Raw genomic sequence first — 16,129 nt, 5'->3', positions numbered from 1 at the left:
GTCCCAATTATTGAATGAAAGCTAAACCAGCTTCATTTATTCATGGGTTATTGCCGACTAATCCATTAATATCAGCTAATTAGATCGTCATTCAGTTTCTGTCGATCCCGTTAACAGACATCAGGGACAGGACGTCAATAATGAAAAACAATCCATGGTTCGTGCGTTTGCGTAATACCTCTATTCCGCAGCATAAGCTGCGTCCGGCGAAATGGCTGGCGCTGATTGCCCTGCTGCTGCTGCTGGCGCAGTTGACGATAGAGTTTTTACTCTTAGCATAAGCACAATAAAATCGGCTGTTGGTGTTCAAATTCGCAAGCGCCGATAAGATTAAACTCAAGTTTAATTCGTGATAAGCATCTCAGTTTATCAATAACGGCTAGACAAAAAGAACGCAGGCATGCTAGTAATTAATTCAAGCAAGGGAACGGATTTAAATTAAACAGCATTTAAACCCTACCCGTCAGGCTGAAAAATTAATTGATAATGGTTTGGATTGCTGAACGATTATCAAAAGGGTAAGTGAATCGAAGGCCCTCAGAGACGAAAGTCTCTGAGGGCCTTTTTTGTTTTTTTCTATCTCAGGAGTCAAAAAATGTCTAAAGAACGTCGTCTCTCTCGCATTTTCGCAAAAGATGGTAAATCCGTCACGCTGGCGCTGGATGGCTACTATTTTTCAAGCAAAACAAATGGTATTGATAATACGATAAATCAGCTTCCGGCCCTTGTTGAAAGCGGCCTGGACTGCGCGCTGGTCACTTATGGCATGTTGAAAAATTTCCGCGAAGTTTTCAATTGCGTTCCCGTTGTATTACGCGTCGATAGCACAGTGAATATTTTTGATAATACCGTTCCCGATACGACTCCCGTCTTTTCCATTGAGGATGCGCTGAAAGTGGCTGCGGAAGGCGTGGTGTGCATGACCTTCCCCGGCGCGTTCAATGAAGAGAAAACGCACATCATGGCGATGCAGCTGGCGCAGGCCGCCGATCGCTGGAACGTGCCGCTGATCGTGGAATCCCTGCCGTACGGCTATCCCGTGACCAGCGACGACTCCAACAACCCGGCCGTTATCGCCGCCTCGGCCCGCATCGCCGTAGAGCTGGGGGCTGACGTGATCAAAACCCGCTTTACCGGTACCGAAGATGATCGGCTTATCGTCGAAGCGGCCGGCGTGCCGGTACTCGCGCTGGGCGGCCCGAAAACCGGCATCGACGGTTATTTTAAATTTGTGCAGCACTGTATGCAGGTGGGTGCAAAAGGCGTGGCGGTGGGCCGCAATATTACTCAGGACCCACAGCCGGCAAAAGTAGTAGCAGGTCTGAACGCCATCATCCATGAAAATGCCACAGCGGAAGATGCCTACAGCCTCTACATGGCTAAATAACATCGGATATTAATATGTTCTTAAATAACACCATCATTCCTTCCGTCAGAAAATATAAACATTTTGAACAGGCGCTGGCCTGCGCATCAGAATACGTACTGCTATCCGAAGCAAATATCGGCAACCTGCAATCGCTGATTGGCAAATGCCATCAGCGCGGCAAAAAAGTGCTTATTCACCTGGAGCTACTGGGCGGTTTTAAACCCGACCAGGCGGGGATCAGTCTGCTCAAAAATTACTACAAGGTTGATGGTGTTATTTCGTCCAATCTCTCGGCCCTACGCTATGCCAAAAAAGAGGGATTGTTAACTATCTTCCGGGTATTGCTCATCGACTCGCGTTCGCTGGATCACTCCATCGATATTGTTAAGCATAACCCGCCAGATGCTATTGAAATCTTACCTGCTGAATATGCCTGCCAGTGTCTGGAATTGATTAGCCGGAATTTAAAAGGCTTTGACGTGATATTCATCGCCGGAGGCTTTGTAAAGCGGAAATACCTTGTAGATAAAATTTTCCATGCCGGATTTAAAGGCATTACCACCAGCGAACCCGGTTTATGGTAACGCATAAGGAGTCCACGCCAATGAAACAACACTACGTCATGGGCATTGATAACGGCGGCACCGTCACAAAAGCGGCGATTTACGATCGCGCCGGCAACGTGGTGGCCAGCGCATCGAAGTCTACGCAAATGCTGACCCCGAAGGAATTTCACACCGAGCGAGATATCAACGAACTCTGGGCGGCCAACGTTGAAGTCATTAAAACGGCCCTCGCGCAGTCGGGGATCGACGCCAGCCAGATCAAAGGCGTGGCGGTCACCGGCCACGGCAACGGGCTGTATATGGTGGATGAAACGGGCGCCCCGGTGCGCAACGGGATCATTTCCACCGATAGCCGGGCTAAGGGCTGGGTTGAAAAGTGGTACCGCGACCCGACGTTTGTCAGCGACATTTTGCCCAAAACCATGCAGTCCATCTGGGCAGGCCAGCCCGTCGCCCTCCTCGCCTGGCTGAAAGAGAACGAGCCTGAAGCGCTGAACAACGCGCGCTACATATTCATGGTCAAAGATCTGATTCGTTTTTATCTGACCGGCGAAGCCTTTCTCGAACTTACCGATATCTCAGGGACTAATCTGATCAACGTTCGCGACCGTGACTATGATGCCTCGCTGCTGGCCTGGTGGGGGCTCGGCGATCTGCGCGACAAGCTTCCGCCCATTAAACGCTCCACCGATTGCTGCGGCTACATTACCGACGACGTCGCGCAGCTGACCGGTTTGTGTGCCGGAACGCCGGTCTCGGGCGGCGTGTTTGATATCTCGGCGTCATCCGTCGCTTCCGGCATCAATACGCTGGATAAGCTGGCGATTATTACCGGCACCTGGAGCATCAATGAATACGTGACCGACCATCCGGTTATCGACCGGGATCTCTTTATGACCTCGATTTATCCGATTGAGGGCAAATGGTTAATTACCGAGGCCAGCCCCACATCCGCCAGTAATCTGGAGTGGTTTATCAATAACTTTATGGAAGGCGATCGCACCGCCGCGGCGGCGCAGGGATCGTCAGTCTACGATCTGTGCAATGAGCTGGTCTCCACGACAACGCCCGCCGAGAGCCACCTGCTGTTCTTCCCGTTTGTCTTCGGCTCCAACACCATCCCGGACGCCTCCGCGGGGTTTATCGGCCTGAATAGCTTCCATAAAAAAGCGCATTTTCTGCGCGCTATCTACGAGGGGGTCGCCTTCAGCCACCTTTATCACACCGAACGTCTGCGCAACATCAACCCTGATCTAAGCCGCACCATTCGGATTGCGGGCGGCGTCACTAACTCTGCGGTCTGGCTGCAGATATTCGCCGATATTTTCCAGTCCACTCTGGAGATTGTCGACGTGAAAGAGCACGGCACCCTGGGCACCGCGATGACCGCCGCGGTCATGGTTGGCTGGTTTGATGACGTCTTTGCCGCCTCAAATGAGATGGTTCACGTTTCGCGAACGGTCACGCCGAACCCGGACAATAACAAGGTCTATCAGGATAAGTATCAGCTCTACAAAAATCTGCTATCGGAAATGCAGTCTCCGTGGAAAAGCTGCAGTAACTACATCACGCATTAAGCGAGGAAAGTATGGATCTGAATTTACACCACCGCACGGCTATCGTCACCGGCGGCGCAACGGGACTGGGCAAAGAGTTTGTCCTTTCCCTCGCCAGAGAAGGAGTCAACATCTGCTTCACCTATATGCGTGATGAGGAGCGCCCGGAGCAGCTGATCGATACGGTAAAAAATAGCGCCAGCGTCGAGATTATTGCGGTGAAAACCGATCTTTCCGATGAGCAAAGCCGGGAGAATCTGTTCGCGACCTGCATTGAGCGGCTGGGGAACGCCGATATTCTGGTCAACAACGCCGGGATCTGGCTAAGCGGCTACGTCACTGAAATCACCCAGCAGGAGTGGGACAGCGTGATGAACGTCAACCTGAAGGCGGTTTTCCACCTGAGCCAGATGTTTGTCAACCACTGCCTGGCGAAAGATCAGGCCGGCAGCATTCTGAATATCACTTCTCAGGCGGCCTTCCACGGTTCGACCACCGGTCATGCACATTACGCGGCCAGTAAAGCGGGCCTGGTGGCATTTTCTATCTCTCTGGCGCGCGAGGTGGCGAAACAGAAAATCAATGTCAACAACATCGCCGTCGGCATTATGGATACCGCGATGATCCGTAAAAACATTGAGCAGAATCCTGACTATTACGTCAGCCGTATTCCGGTGGGCCGGGTAGCCCAGCCGCACGAAATTGCCGACATCGGCGTCTTCATGGTCTCTCCGAAAACCAGCTATATGACGGGAGCGACTCTGGATGTCACCGGCGGTATGTTGATGCGTTAATTTATGGAGAATCATTATGAAATGTCTGGCAATTGCCGATCTGTTTATCAATGCAGCGATGATGGACGCGGGTCTGAAAGCGCTGAAAGATAAAGGTATTACAGTGGAAGTGCGCGAATGGTCGCACGAATCGATTGAAAAACTGCAGGAGGATAATTTACTGGTTGAACAGCAAGGCTCCGAAGCGGTGGCGCTGCCTGCCGCCCTGCTTCAGGGCGCTGAGGAGGTTGAGATCCTGATCGTCCAGTTCGCCCCGGTTAACGCGGCGGTATTCGACAAGCTGCCAAAGCTTAAATACGTTGGCGTGCTGCGCGGCGGCATTGAAAACGTTAATCAGGCGGAGGCCAAAGCGCGCGGAGTTGAGGTAATGAACACGCCGGGGCGTAATGCCCGCAGCGTGGCGGAGTTTACCGTCGGCATGATTCTGGCGGAAATGCGCAACATCGCCCGCTCGCACGATGCGCTGCGCGATAAGTTCTGGCGCAAAGAGAGTCCTAACCACCGGGCCATTCCTGAACTGGGCGGCAAAGTGGTGGGTCTGGTCGGGCTGGGGCATATCGCTCAGCTGGTGGCCGGCTTCCTGCGCGGTTTCGGCAGCGAGATTATCTTTTACGATAAGTACGTCCCCGGCCATGGCAGCTATGAAAAGGTGGACTCTCTCGATGAGCTGGTTCGCCGTGCGGATGTGATTTCGCTGCATGCCCGCATGACCCCGGAAACGGAAAACCTGATTAACGCGCATCATTTTGAATTAATGAAGGAGAGCGCCATTATCGTCAATACCGCACGCTCCGGCTTAATTAATGAAGGCGATCTGATCGCCGCGCTGCGGGACGGTAAAATCATGGGCGCCGCCCTCGACACTTTTGATGATGAGCCGCTGCCGGACGATAGCGCGTTTTATTCGCTGAATAACGTCACGATAACGCCGCATATTGCCGGCAGTACTATTGATGCCTTCAGCAATTCGCCGAAGATTTTTTCTGAGATCTTGCTGAAGCAACTCGGTTAAATATTAAAAGAGCCGCGTAAGGTTTTTGCTACGGCCCATTGGGCACGGGTTCGCTCGCGCCCAATTCGGCCGCCTTTTAAGGAAATATTATGGATATTATCAACAGCATTATTAGTCTGGGGGCATCAGTGATGATGCCAGTAATATTCTTTATTATCGCCCTGTGCTTCGGCGTTAAAATTGGCACCGCATTTAAAGCCGGGATGCTGGTCGGTATCGGTTTTGAAGGGGTGGGTCTGGTGATCGGCCTGCTGTTGACCAACCTCGGCCCGGCGTCGCAGGCCATGGTTGAACGCATCGGTCTGCACCTGACGGTGGTCGATACCGGCTGGCCGACCGCCTCCACTATCGGCTGGGGCTCGCCGCTGATGCTGCCAGTGGTCGTGGGATTTATTGTTATCAATATCGCCATGCTGCTGCTTAAATTAACCAAAACGGTAAATATCGATATATTCAACTACTGGATTTTCCTGATTATGGGGTCGGTCGTGTATGCCGGCACCGGTAACTACTGGCTCTCCGTTGGCATTACTTTCGGCATATTTATCTTAACCCTGCTGGCGGCGGATTTAACCGCACCGTATTTGCAAAAAAACTATAATCTTAAAGGGATATCATTCCCCCATCTTACCTGTATAACCTACGTGCCGTTTGGTATTGCCTGTAACTATATTATAGATAAGATCCCGCTGATCAATAAAATTAATTTCGACCCGGAAAGTATTAATAAAAAATTCGGCGTCTTCGGTGAACCGCTGACCCTGGGCTTCGTGCTGGGGCTGCTGCTGGCCTTCCTTGCCGGATACGATGTTGCAGCCGCGGTGTCGCTGGCGATTAAAGTTTCCGCCGCCATGCTGCTGCTGCCGAAAATGATCGAAATTTTAGTGCAGGGTCTGCTTATCGTGCGCGATGCCGCGGAAGCGAAGCTGAAAGCGAAATTTCCCAACCGCGACTTCTATATCGGCATGGATACCGCGCTGCTTATTGGCGAACCCTCGGTGCTGGCGACCGGGCTGCTGCTGATCCCCATGGCGGTGGTGCTGGCGATTATTCTGCCGGGCAACCGCGTGCTGCCGTTTGTCGATCTGGCCTCGCTGATGTTCCTGCTGGCGATGGTGACGCCGTTCTGCAAACGCAATATGTTCCGCATGTTTATCACCGGCACGCTGGTGGTCACCTGTATTTTGTACGTCGGGACGGATATTTCGCGGGAATACACCCAGGCGGCGGTCAACTCTAACATTCCGGTGCCGGAAGGGATGGCGGAAATCACTAATATCGTGGGCGGAGCCACCACCCCGGTGGGCTGGCTGGCGGTGAAATTCGGCGAGTTTTTCAGTACCGCGCCGTAAACTCCCCCTTTTCTCACTCAGCCCGGCGCGGGAAACGGCGTCGGGCTTTTTCGTTTCGCCCTGCGTTCAAGCACAAAAAATGCCTGCCAGGAGGGTAAGCTGGCAGGCATGGTTCAATAAAAGGCGTTGTTTTAGAACTGGTAGGTTATGCCCACGGCAACGATGTTATCGGTGCTGATGCTGGCATCTTTGGTGAACCTGGTGTCATCCAGCAGGTTGATTTTATAGTCCACATAGGTAGACATGTTCTTGTTGAAGTAGTAAGTCGCGCCGACATCAACGTATTCAACCAGATCCTGGTCGCCGTAGCGGCCCAGATCTTTGCCTTTTGATTTCAGGTAGGCGATGGACGGACGCAGGCCAAAATCGAACTGATACTGAGCCACAACCTCAAAGTTCTGCGCGGTATTGGCGATATAGCCTTTACCAAACTTCGTCATGTTGCGGGTTTCCGCATAGGTGGTTGCCAGGTAGATGTTATTAGCATCGTACTTCAGACCGGCCGCCCACACTTCCGCTTTTTCGCCACGGGCGTAGAAGTCAGGATTCACGCGCCCTTCCCTGACCTGCGCATCGGTGCGATCGGATGCCGCGTAGGCCGCGCCTACGCCAAATCCTTCGTACTCATAGGTCGAGGCCAGACCCCAGCCGTCGCCATGCTGTTTCGCCAGATCGCGACCGTTGCCCTCTTCTTTGCCCTGGTACTGTACGGCGACGTTCAGGCCGTCAACCAGGCCGAAGAAACCGCTGTTACGGTAGGTGGCAACGCCGGTGGTACGCGCGGTGGCGAAGACATCGGTCTGGGTCCAGGTATCGCCGCCGAACTCCGGCAGCATATCGGTCCAGGCGCCGATATCATAGGCGACGCCGTAGTTACGGCCGTAGTCCAGAGAGCCAAATTCGCCAAACTTGAGGCCGGCAAACGCGAGACGCGTTTTGTCGCCGGAGTTGTCGCCTTCAACGTTATTGGCGCTGAAGTTATATTCCCACTGGCCGTAGCCGATCAGCTGGTCGTTGATCTGGGTTTCACCCTTGAAGCCCAGACGGGCATAGGTCTGATCGCCATCCTCGGACTTATCGCTGGAGAAATAATGCAGGCCGGTCACTTTCCCGTAGAGGTCGAGTTTGTTTCCGTCCTTGTTATACACCTCAGCTGCCTGCACGGTTCCTGCAGCAAGAAGTGTAGAGACGGCCACTGTTAGTAATTTTAATTTCATATTATTTCGTCCCTAACTATTAATAAAATATCAAATCTCAGATGCCTTCTGAGCGAGGCTATTATGCGATAATTCGCAAAGAGACTTGAAATTAAAAGTTCCAGTTTTTTAGACCAAATACCATAACTGTGACGACAACAGCGGTTGTTAATTGATGTACATCAATCATTCACTGCTTACGCTGGCAAATATTCTAAATCACGCCTTACGCAACCCAGAGATGCAGAAGGTTTGACTAAAATAGATAAATTATCATAAGGAAATTCTAATGATTAGATAAATTAAAGATTTCAATTTGTTAAAAACATTAAAAATCAATAAGTTACAATTTAAACAACCAATCATTAATGCTTATTTATAAAGGCATTGATTCCCCTGATCGGCTATTAATGAGTATATTCCGATCCTTCCTCGCAGATAAATTATAGCGCCGAAATGACCACATTTCTTTATTGAAGATTCTTTACAAAAACCGTAAAAATTATAGCATGGTGGTTTAAGATGTGTTTAACACTTCCGTGAAAGGGATATCGTTATCCCTATTTCAGGGAATAAGTTCAACTATGAATAAATACTATGAATAAATAGAGCCAGGAGCTTGTCACCAGTTTGATAAGCCGCTGACGCGCCGGGAACGGCTTATCTGTATCGGGGGTAAAGGAAGCTGGCGCGGGGCTGCTCCCCGCGCAATGCCTGGATTACAGGGTAAAACCGCCATCACCCACTTGCGCCCGGGCGTACCACTTCATGAGCTCGGCGGTTCCCGGCGCGTTTTCAGCTGGCGCCCACGGGGCCGCATCTTGCTCAGAAACCGGCTGGTAACCACCGTATTTAACCTCAAAAATTACGCCGCCTTTATCCATCGACAGCACGGCATGCCAGGTACCCGCCGCCATCTCCAGCACCTTACACTCTTCGCCTAACACCACGCGCTCGGTCACGTTGCCAGCATCATCAAAGGTCAACACCACAAAGCGTCCGCTAAGGGATGTCAGCAGTTCAAAAGTGTGCGGGTGGCGGTGAGGCCGAACATAGGTCCCCGGCTCCATAGCGACGGCCAGCCGTTGCACCGGATCGCTTAAGTCAGGGTGGAAATTACGATGGGCACGTAGGCGAGGCGAAGCTGCAGCCTGTTCGCTTTGTTGCCGAAGGTCACTCAACGTCATTTGTTTCATATAAGCCTTTATTGTAGTTGGGCGCTTACGACAATCAGGTTGTCGTAAGGCTTAATGCCATTTTCAACAGACGATTAGCCTCGCCGCTCGCGGAACACATCGCTGTGCGGATTATAGACGCTGATGCCGAGGTCCTAAAGCGCCAGAAATGACGAGAACAGATCGTGGTGGGGTTCGGTTGTCCCCCGCTCGCCCTTTGAGGTAAGACATGGGATAGATGACATGAAAAAGAGTCACTTTGTGAGTGCGCTCCTTAACAGTCGTGGCAGGTGGAAAAACAAGATGAAAGTGCGAAAATAAAGGTACAGTCACGCATACAGGTGCAGCAATTAATCCGGCGTAAATTTATCGAGCAGCGAAAAAGCGTGTAAATAATTAGACAGCGCCAGTAGCGCATGAAATGAGTTAAAGCCGAACTTCTCAATTAATCTTCTTTTATAGCTGCTGTAGGCCTTGGGCGAAATGCCGAGCAGCTCTGGGTAATCTTTTGCCAGTACGGTAAATTTCATAATAAAAATATACTGAAATTCTCTCTCTGTTAACGTGATGTCCTCTCCCACGGGGATGCCATCAGTCACTCTGGCGATAATACTGGCGATATGTGCGGTGCGCCTTTTGTTTATCAAACAAATAATATTACCTTCAACCCGGAAACAAACAAAATTCTTTTTCATTTCAAAGCTGTTTATCAAAAAATGGAACTGCGCGCAGCTGCTGGATGCGTACTTTGTTAAGCACAAATCGACCAGATTCGCCTTCCTGACCGCTTTTATGTCGTTTATTTTCAGACGTATGGCTTTCTTAAAAAAATGATTATGGCTGAAAATAGTTAACATTCCTTTCCCTCATGAAAGTGCAATCATCCTTTATAGAAATGCGTATAATAGGCGCCATGGGGATATACCCATGAGTGAAGTGGGTGAATTATAAGTTTGTTTAATATTTATTGTCCAGACGAGTGAATTTCAGAAAAATCCCTGCGAAATGTAAACCATGGGATTTTCACTGGCCCGGAAACAGCACTCATCCCCACGCTTACTTTAGGATTTTTCTTACGAGGCATCGGTTAAAGAGAAATTAGTAGCATATCACTCTACGACAAAGATGATACTTAACGAATAACATTGAAAAAATTAATTTATCAAAAGATAAAACTGCCAATGAGGGAATTGCGCATGAACCGAAGCGCATGCGCGCGCTGACTTCCGGGCATTTGTTTGCCCTTCGTTTAAGTCTGCGCCAGGCAGCGACCCGGCACGACTCAGTTTATGAACGGTTTCTGGCCAGCAGAATAATAATGAAGAGTCCGCCGATGCCGGCCGTAATGATCCCGATAGGCAGCTCCTGCGGAGCCAGCAGCGTCCTGCTGACGATATCGCCGCCGCACAGTAGCACCGCGCCCCACAGGCCGCATAAAGGAAGCAGCAGCAGATGTTTTACGCCAGAAAAATAGCGGCACATATGCGGCACCATCAGGCCGATAAAGCCAATCACCCCGGTCAGGGCCACCAGCAGCGACGTTGCTAACGCGCAGCAGAAAAACACCTCCATGCGCAGGCGGGTAACGTTAATGCCCAGCGACTGCGCGGTCTGCTCACCGGCCAGTAAGCCATCCAGGGAGCGCCAGCGCAGGAGTATGAATGCGCCGAGAAGCAGCAGACTGAACAGGGCGTAGGGCAAATTATCCCAGCGCGCCAGACCGAGCCCACCCAGCGACCAGAACAGCACCGAGCTGGCGGCCCGCTGGTCGCCCGAGAAAATCAGATAGCTGGTCAGCGCGCCGAATAAAAAGGAGATCGCCAACCCGCAGATCACCAGGTGCTCTGCGCCACGCTGCTTTTTAAAATGAAACAGCAGCATCACCGCCACCGCCGAGCAGATGCCGCCAACGAATGCCGACACCGGCAGCGTCAGCGCGCCAAGCCGCTCACCGAATCGGGTGATCACCAGTACCGCTCCCGCCGATGCGCCGGAGGAAAGCCCGAATAAAAAAGGATCGGCCAGATCGTTGCGCGTGGTGGTCTGTAGTAGACCGCCCACGATGGCCAGCACCGCGCCCGCCAGCACCGCCAGCAGCGTTCTTGGCACGCGCAAATCAATGACAATACGTCCGATCATCTCCGAAACCGGCACATCCAGCAGCCGCAAGGCGCCGAGAACCTGGGTAAGCGACAGCGGCACGCTGCCTTTAGCCACGCTGAGCAGCATCAAGCCGGCTAATAACGGCAGCGCCCCCCACGCGGCCCAGTAGTAGCGACAGTGAGTCCCGCTCATTGTTGGGCCGCAGGATACATCGCATGAGCCAGCTTTTCGGCCGCGTTGATATTCGCCGGGCCGGGCGTCAACTCAGCATATTGCAGCTTCAGATAACGCTGCCGCTTCACCGCCGGCGTCTGTTTCATTAACGGATGATTTTCGAGGAAACGGCGCAGCGAATCAGCGCCGCTGCCGGTCTGATAATCGAGAAGAATAATAAAATCGGGTTCCGCCGTCGCCACGCTCTCCCAGGAGGTGGTCCCCCAGCTCATCTCCAGGTCGTCCATCACGTTTTTCCCTCCCGCCGCTTCGATAATCGCGGTCGGCATGGCGAACCGTCCGCTGGTAAAGGGCTTATCTTCGCCGGAATCATAGACAAACACCTTTAATGGCTGCACGCCCTGCGGCGGCTTAGGCAGCGCATTCAGCGTTTTTTTCCAGCCGTCGACCAGCGTACGGGCCTCGTGCTGCTTGCCAAAAATCTTACCCAGCGTCAGCTCATCGTTATACAGCAGGTCCATACTCGCTTTTTGTTTCTGAGAGGCGGTAAAGACGCAGCTCTCGCTCAGCACAAAGGTTTTGATACCGTATGTTTCGAGCGCGGAAGGCGTGACCTCCCCGCCGACCTTCATGCCGTAATTCCAGCCGGCGAAAAAGAAATCAGGATTTGCCGCCAGCAGCGTCTCCAGAGAGGGATATTTCGGCGCCAGCTCGGGAATTGATCCCATCTGATGTTTAAATTCCGGGGTCATTTTGTACCATCCGGTAATGCCGGTTAAGCCAACGATGCGGTCCTGCAACCCGAGAGCAAAAGCCATTTCAGACATATTAAGGTCGTGGATGACCGCCCTTTTCGGCGCCTGAGTGAAGGTCACCGGCGTTCCGCAGCTGTCAATCGTGACGGGAAAATCCGCCGCGTTCGCCGCTGAAATAAAAAGAAACGCTATCGTCCCTGCAAACCATTTATTCATGCTGCGTTATCCTCCGGTAATTTATTAGGCATAGCCTGGCACCTCAAAAATCCGCAGCGCCTTCCCGGTCATAGGATGCGGTACGGTAAAGCTGGTCAAGCCGAAGACCGGGTAAAGCCGTTGTGAAACAAGCACGCGCTCCGGCACATCCCAGGCCACGGCGCGCCCTTGCGATAAAAGCAAAACCCGATCGGCAAAGGCGTCAATCAGGGAAAGATCGTGCAATACCGCAACGACCGTGATTCCCTGGCTTTTCACTAATGACAGCAGCTCCACTCTGCCGTGGGGATCAAGGTGGTTGGTGGGCTCATCCAGCAGCAGCAGTTTTGGCGCCTGGGCCAGTACCCGCGCCAGCGCCGCCCGTTGTCTCTCACCACCGGATAACGCGGAGAGCGGTCGCTTGCGCAGCCTCTGCAATCCCGTATCGTTAATCGCGCGGGTTACGATGATGTCGTGTTCGCGACGCGACATATCCCGGGCGTGGGGAATCCGCCCGAGGGCGACATAATCCTCAAGCGCCAGACGCAGGTCGGGGGTATCATTTTGCGCAAGCACCGCGATCTGCCGGGCTCGCTGCTGCCGGGTTAATGCGGCAATGGAGCGGCCATATAACCGTACGTCGCCTTCCCGCGACGGCAGTTGGCAATCTATCGCGCGTAATAAAGTGGTTTTCCCGCTGCCGTTGGGTCCAATGATGGCCAGACACTCTCCTTTACCGGCGCTGAAATGAATGCCGGAGAGCATTTCCCCGCCGCCGGGCCGCGGTAATGATGCGATATTGACGCTAAGCACGGGAGCATCGGCTTTTCCACTCTTTGTCAAACTCTCCTCCATTAGCCGCCTCTCCCTCTCTCTTCAGCGTGGATGAGCGAAACACGCGCTCTTTTGATTTTTGATCGGCAGGTAGTGATGATAATGATTATCATTTAAAAAGAAAGGTAAATAGTCACATATTTTATAATGTCATTGAATGTTATGATATAACATATCAAAAAAGGAGTGAGAAATGCAACCCGCGCTGCCGTCATGGCAAAGAGAAGCGACAAAACCACGGGGAGTTGTTCTAATAGCCGGACAGTGCTCTCTTGCAGCAAACTCAGTGAATGTGAACAGGAAACGTCAGGATGAAAACGGTAGAGTTTTTGCTTTACACCCTTAAACCGGGGACCGGGAACGAGTTTCACCGGATAATGAAGGAACAAAGCGCCGCCTGTCATCGCGCCGCCGGAATGGATATCGTCTCCTTCGGCAATTCAGTTGATGACAACGACGCTTATTACCTGATCCGGGCCTATGAGGACCTGACGCATTTAAACGCCTCCCAGGCGCACTTCTACAGCAGCCCCGCCTGGCGCGAAGGCCCGCGACAGGCCATTATCGACAGGATCAGCGTCAGCGTAAAAACGGTTATGCTGCTGAGCGACAGCGCGATTGATGGCCTGCGAAACGGCTGACCCTCCAGGGCCGCTGGCGTGGCCCAACAAAAAACGCGCTCTCTTTTGCTGTCGCAGAGATTCTGGGGCCCGGGCAAAACGCGGCGGCCGTGCCTGCCTCCGACGCCACAGTTAGTTCTGATTCAACGACTCAAGAAAGCCCTGGGGCGTCGTGTCGCCTAGCTTTTTTTGCGCCCGTCCCCGGTTCCACAGCGCGCACAGCCGCTGCAGCGTCGCGTCCGGTTCATCCAGCGCCGGAATAACGTCGGCTAATCGTTCGCTGAGCTGTACCGCTCCGCGCTCCGCCATCGCCACCGTCCGGCAAGAGAGATCCGCGCGCGCGGGCTGAAAGCCTTTATGAGCATAAATCTCAAGACATTGTATACGCGCCGGACAGGCGTTCAGCGCCTCGGTCAGCCAGCTATCGACCAGCGCGGGAGAGATCCCGCTATAGATGCGGCCAAAGCACCAGCCGCTGATCGGCTCCTGCACCCAGAGCAGATGATGTTCACCGCCGTCGTCCATCGACAGCGCCAGCTGGCGATAGTGCAGCGTCAGGGTATCCGCGCGCATTCCCGCCTTTAACGCTTTTTTCCCCTGCAGCGCGGCATTTTTCCGTCCTTCATGGGCCGGACGCAGATAGCGGTTTAGCGTGGCGCGGGAAATAGCGATGCCCAGCCCCTCATTCACCATAAACAGCAGTTCGTCCAGCGGGGCGCGCAGCGCATCGCGGAGGGCGTTAATGAGAATCTCCTGCTCTTGTCTCAGTACTTTGTGTATCAAATGCGGCGTGGTGTGGTTATCGGAAATCTGGCTGCGGTTGCGCCAGCGGCGAACCGTAGTAATGGAAATCCCCAGTTCCTGCGCCAGTTCCCGGTCGCTTTTCGTCGATTCCTGAAGATATTTACGCGTTCTGGGGGTGGTGGTGGCATTAGCGTGCAGCTTAATTTCCATACGATCCTCTACAGGAAATATAACTAATCATATGAGATATATATTATTGCAGAGAATACAATGTGAACCGCTTCACCTTTCAGCCCACCGCTTTCTCTCATAATCCGCCATAGATAACACACACAGCCCTGTCGATCTTGTACGGAGTTCACAATGAACAATGTTCTGGGATTTCTTGAAGCCAAACTGATGCCTCTGGCGGCGAAAACCGCCCAGCAGCGTCACCTCGGCGCTATTCGCGGCGCCTACGTTTCATTCATGCCTTTTATTATTGTCGGTTCCATTCTGCTGGTGATCTCGTCGTTCCCCAATCAGAGCTACCAGCAGTTTATGGCCAGCACCTTCGGCGCGAGCTGGAGCGCAATTATCGAAATCCCGTTCAACGCGGTATTTTCCACAATGTCGCTGTTTATCAGCTTCCTGGTGGCCTACCGTCTGGCGGAGCACTACGGCGATGACCGCATCTCCTGCGGCATCCTCTCGCTGGTGGGGTTTCTGATCCTCACGCCGTTCATTAAGGTCGCAGAAAACGGCGGCATCACGGTGATCCCCGTGGAGTGGATCGGCACCAAAGGTTTATTCGTCGCCATGATCGGTTCGCTGCTGTGGACCGAACTCTTCTGCTGGCTAAAACGCAAAAAGCTGGTGATTAAGATGCCGGACGGCGTTCCGCCTGCCGTGCAGGAGTCTTTCGCCGCGCTGATCCCGGCGCTGCTGGTGATGATTCTGATCCTGGCGGTTCGCATCGGGTTTGCGCACACGCACTACGCCACCATCCACCAGTTTATTTATGAGGTCGTCGCCTCGCCGGTACGCCATTACGGTACCTCCTACTTCGGCGCGCTGATGACCGTTTTCAGCATTACCATTCTGTGGTCGGTCGGCATTAACTCCGGTTCGATGATCAACGGCATCATTCGTCCGCTGTGGATGGAAAATCAGACCGACAACATCGCCGCTATCCAGGCCGGCGTCACCCCGCCGCACATTATCACCGAGCAGTTCTTCGATATGATCTGGATGGGCGGCGCGGGCGCAACGCTATCGCTGGTGATAGCGATGCTGATTTTCGCCCGCAGCAAAAATATGCGCGAAGTTGCCCGCCTCGGCGCCGGCGCCTCCATTTTTAATATCAATGAGCCTATCCTCTTCGGCCTGCCGGTGATCATGAACCCGATTATGCTGATTCCATTTAACCTCGTGCCGCTGGTGCTGGTCACGGTGCAGTACGCGGCGATGAAGATCGGCGCGGTGGCCGTCACCACCGGCGTCTTTATCCCCTGGACGCTGCCGCCGGTGATCAGCGGTTTTATCGTCACCGGGCATCTTAGCGGCAGCGTGATGCAGATCCTCAATTTGCTGATTGGCGCCATGCTGTACCTGCCCTTCATGCGCATCGTCGATAAGCAGTATCGCGCGGCGGAAGTCACCGCCAGTGCTGAAACGGACAACACGCTTGCAAAACAGGAGTAAA

General features: G+C 52.9%; 16 protein-coding genes. 9 read left to right on the top strand and 7 right to left on the bottom strand.

Annotation, left to right across the window (positions count from 1 at the left end; genetic code table 11):
* The first annotated feature begins 140 nt into the window (after nucleotides 1-140).
* From ACESQ2_RS08545 to ACESQ2_RS08515, 7 genes are all read left to right on the top strand, one after another.
* Nucleotides 141-281, top strand: a complete 141-nt coding sequence (locus ACESQ2_RS08545; RefSeq protein WP_004851064.1) for a hypothetical protein — start codon at nucleotides 141-143, stop codon at nucleotides 279-281.
* Nucleotides 282-595: 314 nt separating this feature from the next.
* Nucleotides 596-1,387, top strand: a complete 792-nt coding sequence (locus tag ACESQ2_RS08540; protein ID WP_004851066.1) for a class I fructose-bisphosphate aldolase — start codon at nucleotides 596-598, stop codon at nucleotides 1,385-1,387.
* A gap of 14 nt (nucleotides 1,388-1,401) precedes the next feature.
* Complete coding sequence (locus tag ACESQ2_RS08535; RefSeq protein ID WP_004851068.1) at nucleotides 1,402-1,953, top strand: glycerol-3-phosphate responsive antiterminator; 552 nt, start codon at nucleotides 1,402-1,404, stop codon at nucleotides 1,951-1,953.
* A gap of 20 nt (nucleotides 1,954-1,973) precedes the next feature.
* The gene (locus ACESQ2_RS08530) at nucleotides 1,974-3,512 is read left to right on the top strand and encodes an FGGY-family carbohydrate kinase (RefSeq protein WP_046877985.1); all 1,539 of its coding nucleotides are present in this window, start codon (nucleotides 1,974-1,976) and stop codon (nucleotides 3,510-3,512) included.
* Between the two features lie 11 nt (nucleotides 3,513-3,523).
* The gene (locus ACESQ2_RS08525; RefSeq protein ID WP_046877986.1) at nucleotides 3,524-4,285 is read left to right on the top strand and encodes an SDR family NAD(P)-dependent oxidoreductase; all 762 of its coding nucleotides are present in this window, start codon (nucleotides 3,524-3,526) and stop codon (nucleotides 4,283-4,285) included.
* A 16-nt stretch (nucleotides 4,286-4,301) separates the two neighbouring features.
* Nucleotides 4,302-5,297, top strand: a complete 996-nt coding sequence (locus ACESQ2_RS08520; RefSeq protein WP_285925052.1) for a 2-hydroxyacid dehydrogenase — start codon at nucleotides 4,302-4,304, stop codon at nucleotides 5,295-5,297.
* An 89-nt stretch (nucleotides 5,298-5,386) separates the two neighbouring features.
* The gene (locus ACESQ2_RS08515; RefSeq protein ID WP_004851075.1) at nucleotides 5,387-6,649 is read left to right on the top strand and encodes a PTS galactitol transporter subunit IIC; all 1,263 of its coding nucleotides are present in this window, start codon (nucleotides 5,387-5,389) and stop codon (nucleotides 6,647-6,649) included.
* A 131-nt stretch (nucleotides 6,650-6,780) separates the two neighbouring features.
* Here ACESQ2_RS08515 and ompC read toward each other — a convergent pair whose 3' ends face one another.
* The 6 genes from ompC to ACESQ2_RS08485 all read right to left on the bottom strand — a co-directional run bounded on the left by ompC (nucleotide 6,781) and on the right by ACESQ2_RS08485 (nucleotide 13,102).
* Nucleotides 6,781-7,866, bottom strand: a complete 1,086-nt coding sequence (ompC, locus tag ACESQ2_RS08510) for a porin OmpC (protein ID WP_025106268.1) — start codon at nucleotides 7,864-7,866, stop codon at nucleotides 6,781-6,783.
* Between the two features lie 698 nt (nucleotides 7,867-8,564).
* Nucleotides 8,565-9,041, bottom strand: a complete 477-nt coding sequence (locus tag ACESQ2_RS08505) for a WbuC family cupin fold metalloprotein (protein WP_004851079.1) — start codon at nucleotides 9,039-9,041, stop codon at nucleotides 8,565-8,567.
* A 329-nt stretch (nucleotides 9,042-9,370) separates the two neighbouring features.
* Nucleotides 9,371-9,877, bottom strand: a complete 507-nt coding sequence (locus tag ACESQ2_RS08500; protein WP_014229447.1) for a hypothetical protein — start codon at nucleotides 9,875-9,877, stop codon at nucleotides 9,371-9,373.
* A 430-nt stretch (nucleotides 9,878-10,307) separates the two neighbouring features.
* Nucleotides 10,308-11,315, bottom strand: a complete 1,008-nt coding sequence (locus ACESQ2_RS08495; RefSeq protein ID WP_004851083.1) for an iron ABC transporter permease — start codon at nucleotides 11,313-11,315, stop codon at nucleotides 10,308-10,310.
* The gene (locus ACESQ2_RS08490) at nucleotides 11,312-12,268 is read right to left on the bottom strand and encodes an ABC transporter substrate-binding protein (protein WP_373170297.1); all 957 of its coding nucleotides are present in this window, start codon (nucleotides 12,266-12,268) and stop codon (nucleotides 11,312-11,314) included. Before ACESQ2_RS08490 ends, ACESQ2_RS08495 begins: the two co-directional genes overlap by 4 nt.
* A gap of 24 nt (nucleotides 12,269-12,292) precedes the next feature.
* Entirely contained in the window at nucleotides 12,293-13,102 is an 810-nt protein-coding gene (locus ACESQ2_RS08485; protein WP_046877989.1) for an ABC transporter ATP-binding protein, read from the bottom strand.
* Between the two features lie 290 nt (nucleotides 13,103-13,392).
* On the opposite strand from ACESQ2_RS08485, the gene ACESQ2_RS08480 reads away from it, so the two are divergent.
* Nucleotides 13,393-13,722: an NIPSNAP family protein gene (locus tag ACESQ2_RS08480; RefSeq protein WP_046877990.1), complete on the top strand. Its 330-nt coding sequence runs from the start codon at nucleotides 13,393-13,395 to the stop codon at nucleotides 13,720-13,722.
* A gap of 111 nt (nucleotides 13,723-13,833) precedes the next feature.
* Here ACESQ2_RS08480 and ACESQ2_RS08475 read toward each other — a convergent pair whose 3' ends face one another.
* Entirely contained in the window at nucleotides 13,834-14,655 is an 822-nt protein-coding gene (locus ACESQ2_RS08475; protein ID WP_046877991.1) for a homeodomain-like domain protein, read from the bottom strand.
* A 153-nt stretch (nucleotides 14,656-14,808) separates the two neighbouring features.
* Between ACESQ2_RS08475 and celB the strand changes: the two genes are divergently transcribed.
* Entirely contained in the window at nucleotides 14,809-16,128 is a 1,320-nt protein-coding gene (gene celB / locus ACESQ2_RS08470) for a PTS cellobiose transporter subunit IIC (protein ID WP_049070524.1), read from the top strand.
* Nucleotide 16,129: the final 1 nt, after the last annotated feature.

The sequence above is a fragment of the Klebsiella sp. Q11 genome (assembly GCF_964241505.1).
Lineage (GTDB): Bacteria > Pseudomonadota > Gammaproteobacteria > Enterobacterales > Enterobacteriaceae > Klebsiella > Klebsiella michiganensis.
The sequence above is the reverse complement of the archived record's forward strand: the minus strand, read 5'-3'. Positions and strand labels throughout refer to the sequence as shown.

Bases quoted from the DNA above. Each gene is read 5' to 3' on its own strand.
- ACESQ2_RS08485 (WP_046877989.1), bottom strand. From the start codon at position 13,102: ATGGAGGAGAGTTTGACAAAGAGTGGAAAAGCCGATGCTCCCGTGCTT.
- ACESQ2_RS08480 (WP_046877990.1), top strand. From the start codon at position 13,393: ATGAAAACGGTAGAGTTTTTGCTTTACACCCTTAAACCGGGGACCGGG.
- ACESQ2_RS08500 (WP_014229447.1), bottom strand. From the start codon at position 9,877: ATGTTAACTATTTTCAGCCATAATCATTTTTTTAAGAAAGCCATACGT.
- ACESQ2_RS08505 (WP_004851079.1), bottom strand. From the start codon at position 9,041: ATGAAACAAATGACGTTGAGTGACCTTCGGCAACAAAGCGAACAGGCT.
- ACESQ2_RS08540 (WP_004851066.1), top strand. From the start codon at position 596: ATGTCTAAAGAACGTCGTCTCTCTCGCATTTTCGCAAAAGATGGTAAA.
- ACESQ2_RS08475 (WP_046877991.1), bottom strand. From the start codon at position 14,655: ATGGAAATTAAGCTGCACGCTAATGCCACCACCACCCCCAGAACGCGT.
- ACESQ2_RS08530 (WP_046877985.1), top strand. From the start codon at position 1,974: ATGAAACAACACTACGTCATGGGCATTGATAACGGCGGCACCGTCACA.
- ACESQ2_RS08520 (WP_285925052.1), top strand. From the start codon at position 4,302: ATGAAATGTCTGGCAATTGCCGATCTGTTTATCAATGCAGCGATGATG.
- ACESQ2_RS08490 (WP_373170297.1), bottom strand. From the start codon at position 12,268: ATGAATAAATGGTTTGCAGGGACGATAGCGTTTCTTTTTATTTCAGCG.
- ACESQ2_RS08535 (WP_004851068.1), top strand. From the start codon at position 1,402: ATGTTCTTAAATAACACCATCATTCCTTCCGTCAGAAAATATAAACAT.
- ACESQ2_RS08525 (WP_046877986.1), top strand. From the start codon at position 3,524: ATGGATCTGAATTTACACCACCGCACGGCTATCGTCACCGGCGGCGCA.
- ompC (WP_025106268.1), bottom strand. From the start codon at position 7,866: ATGAAATTAAAATTACTAACAGTGGCCGTCTCTACACTTCTTGCTGCA.
- ACESQ2_RS08545 (WP_004851064.1), top strand. From the start codon at position 141: ATGAAAAACAATCCATGGTTCGTGCGTTTGCGTAATACCTCTATTCCG.
- celB (WP_049070524.1), top strand. From the start codon at position 14,809: ATGAACAATGTTCTGGGATTTCTTGAAGCCAAACTGATGCCTCTGGCG.
- ACESQ2_RS08495 (WP_004851083.1), bottom strand. From the start codon at position 11,315: ATGAGCGGGACTCACTGTCGCTACTACTGGGCCGCGTGGGGGGCGCTG.
- ACESQ2_RS08515 (WP_004851075.1), top strand. From the start codon at position 5,387: ATGGATATTATCAACAGCATTATTAGTCTGGGGGCATCAGTGATGATG.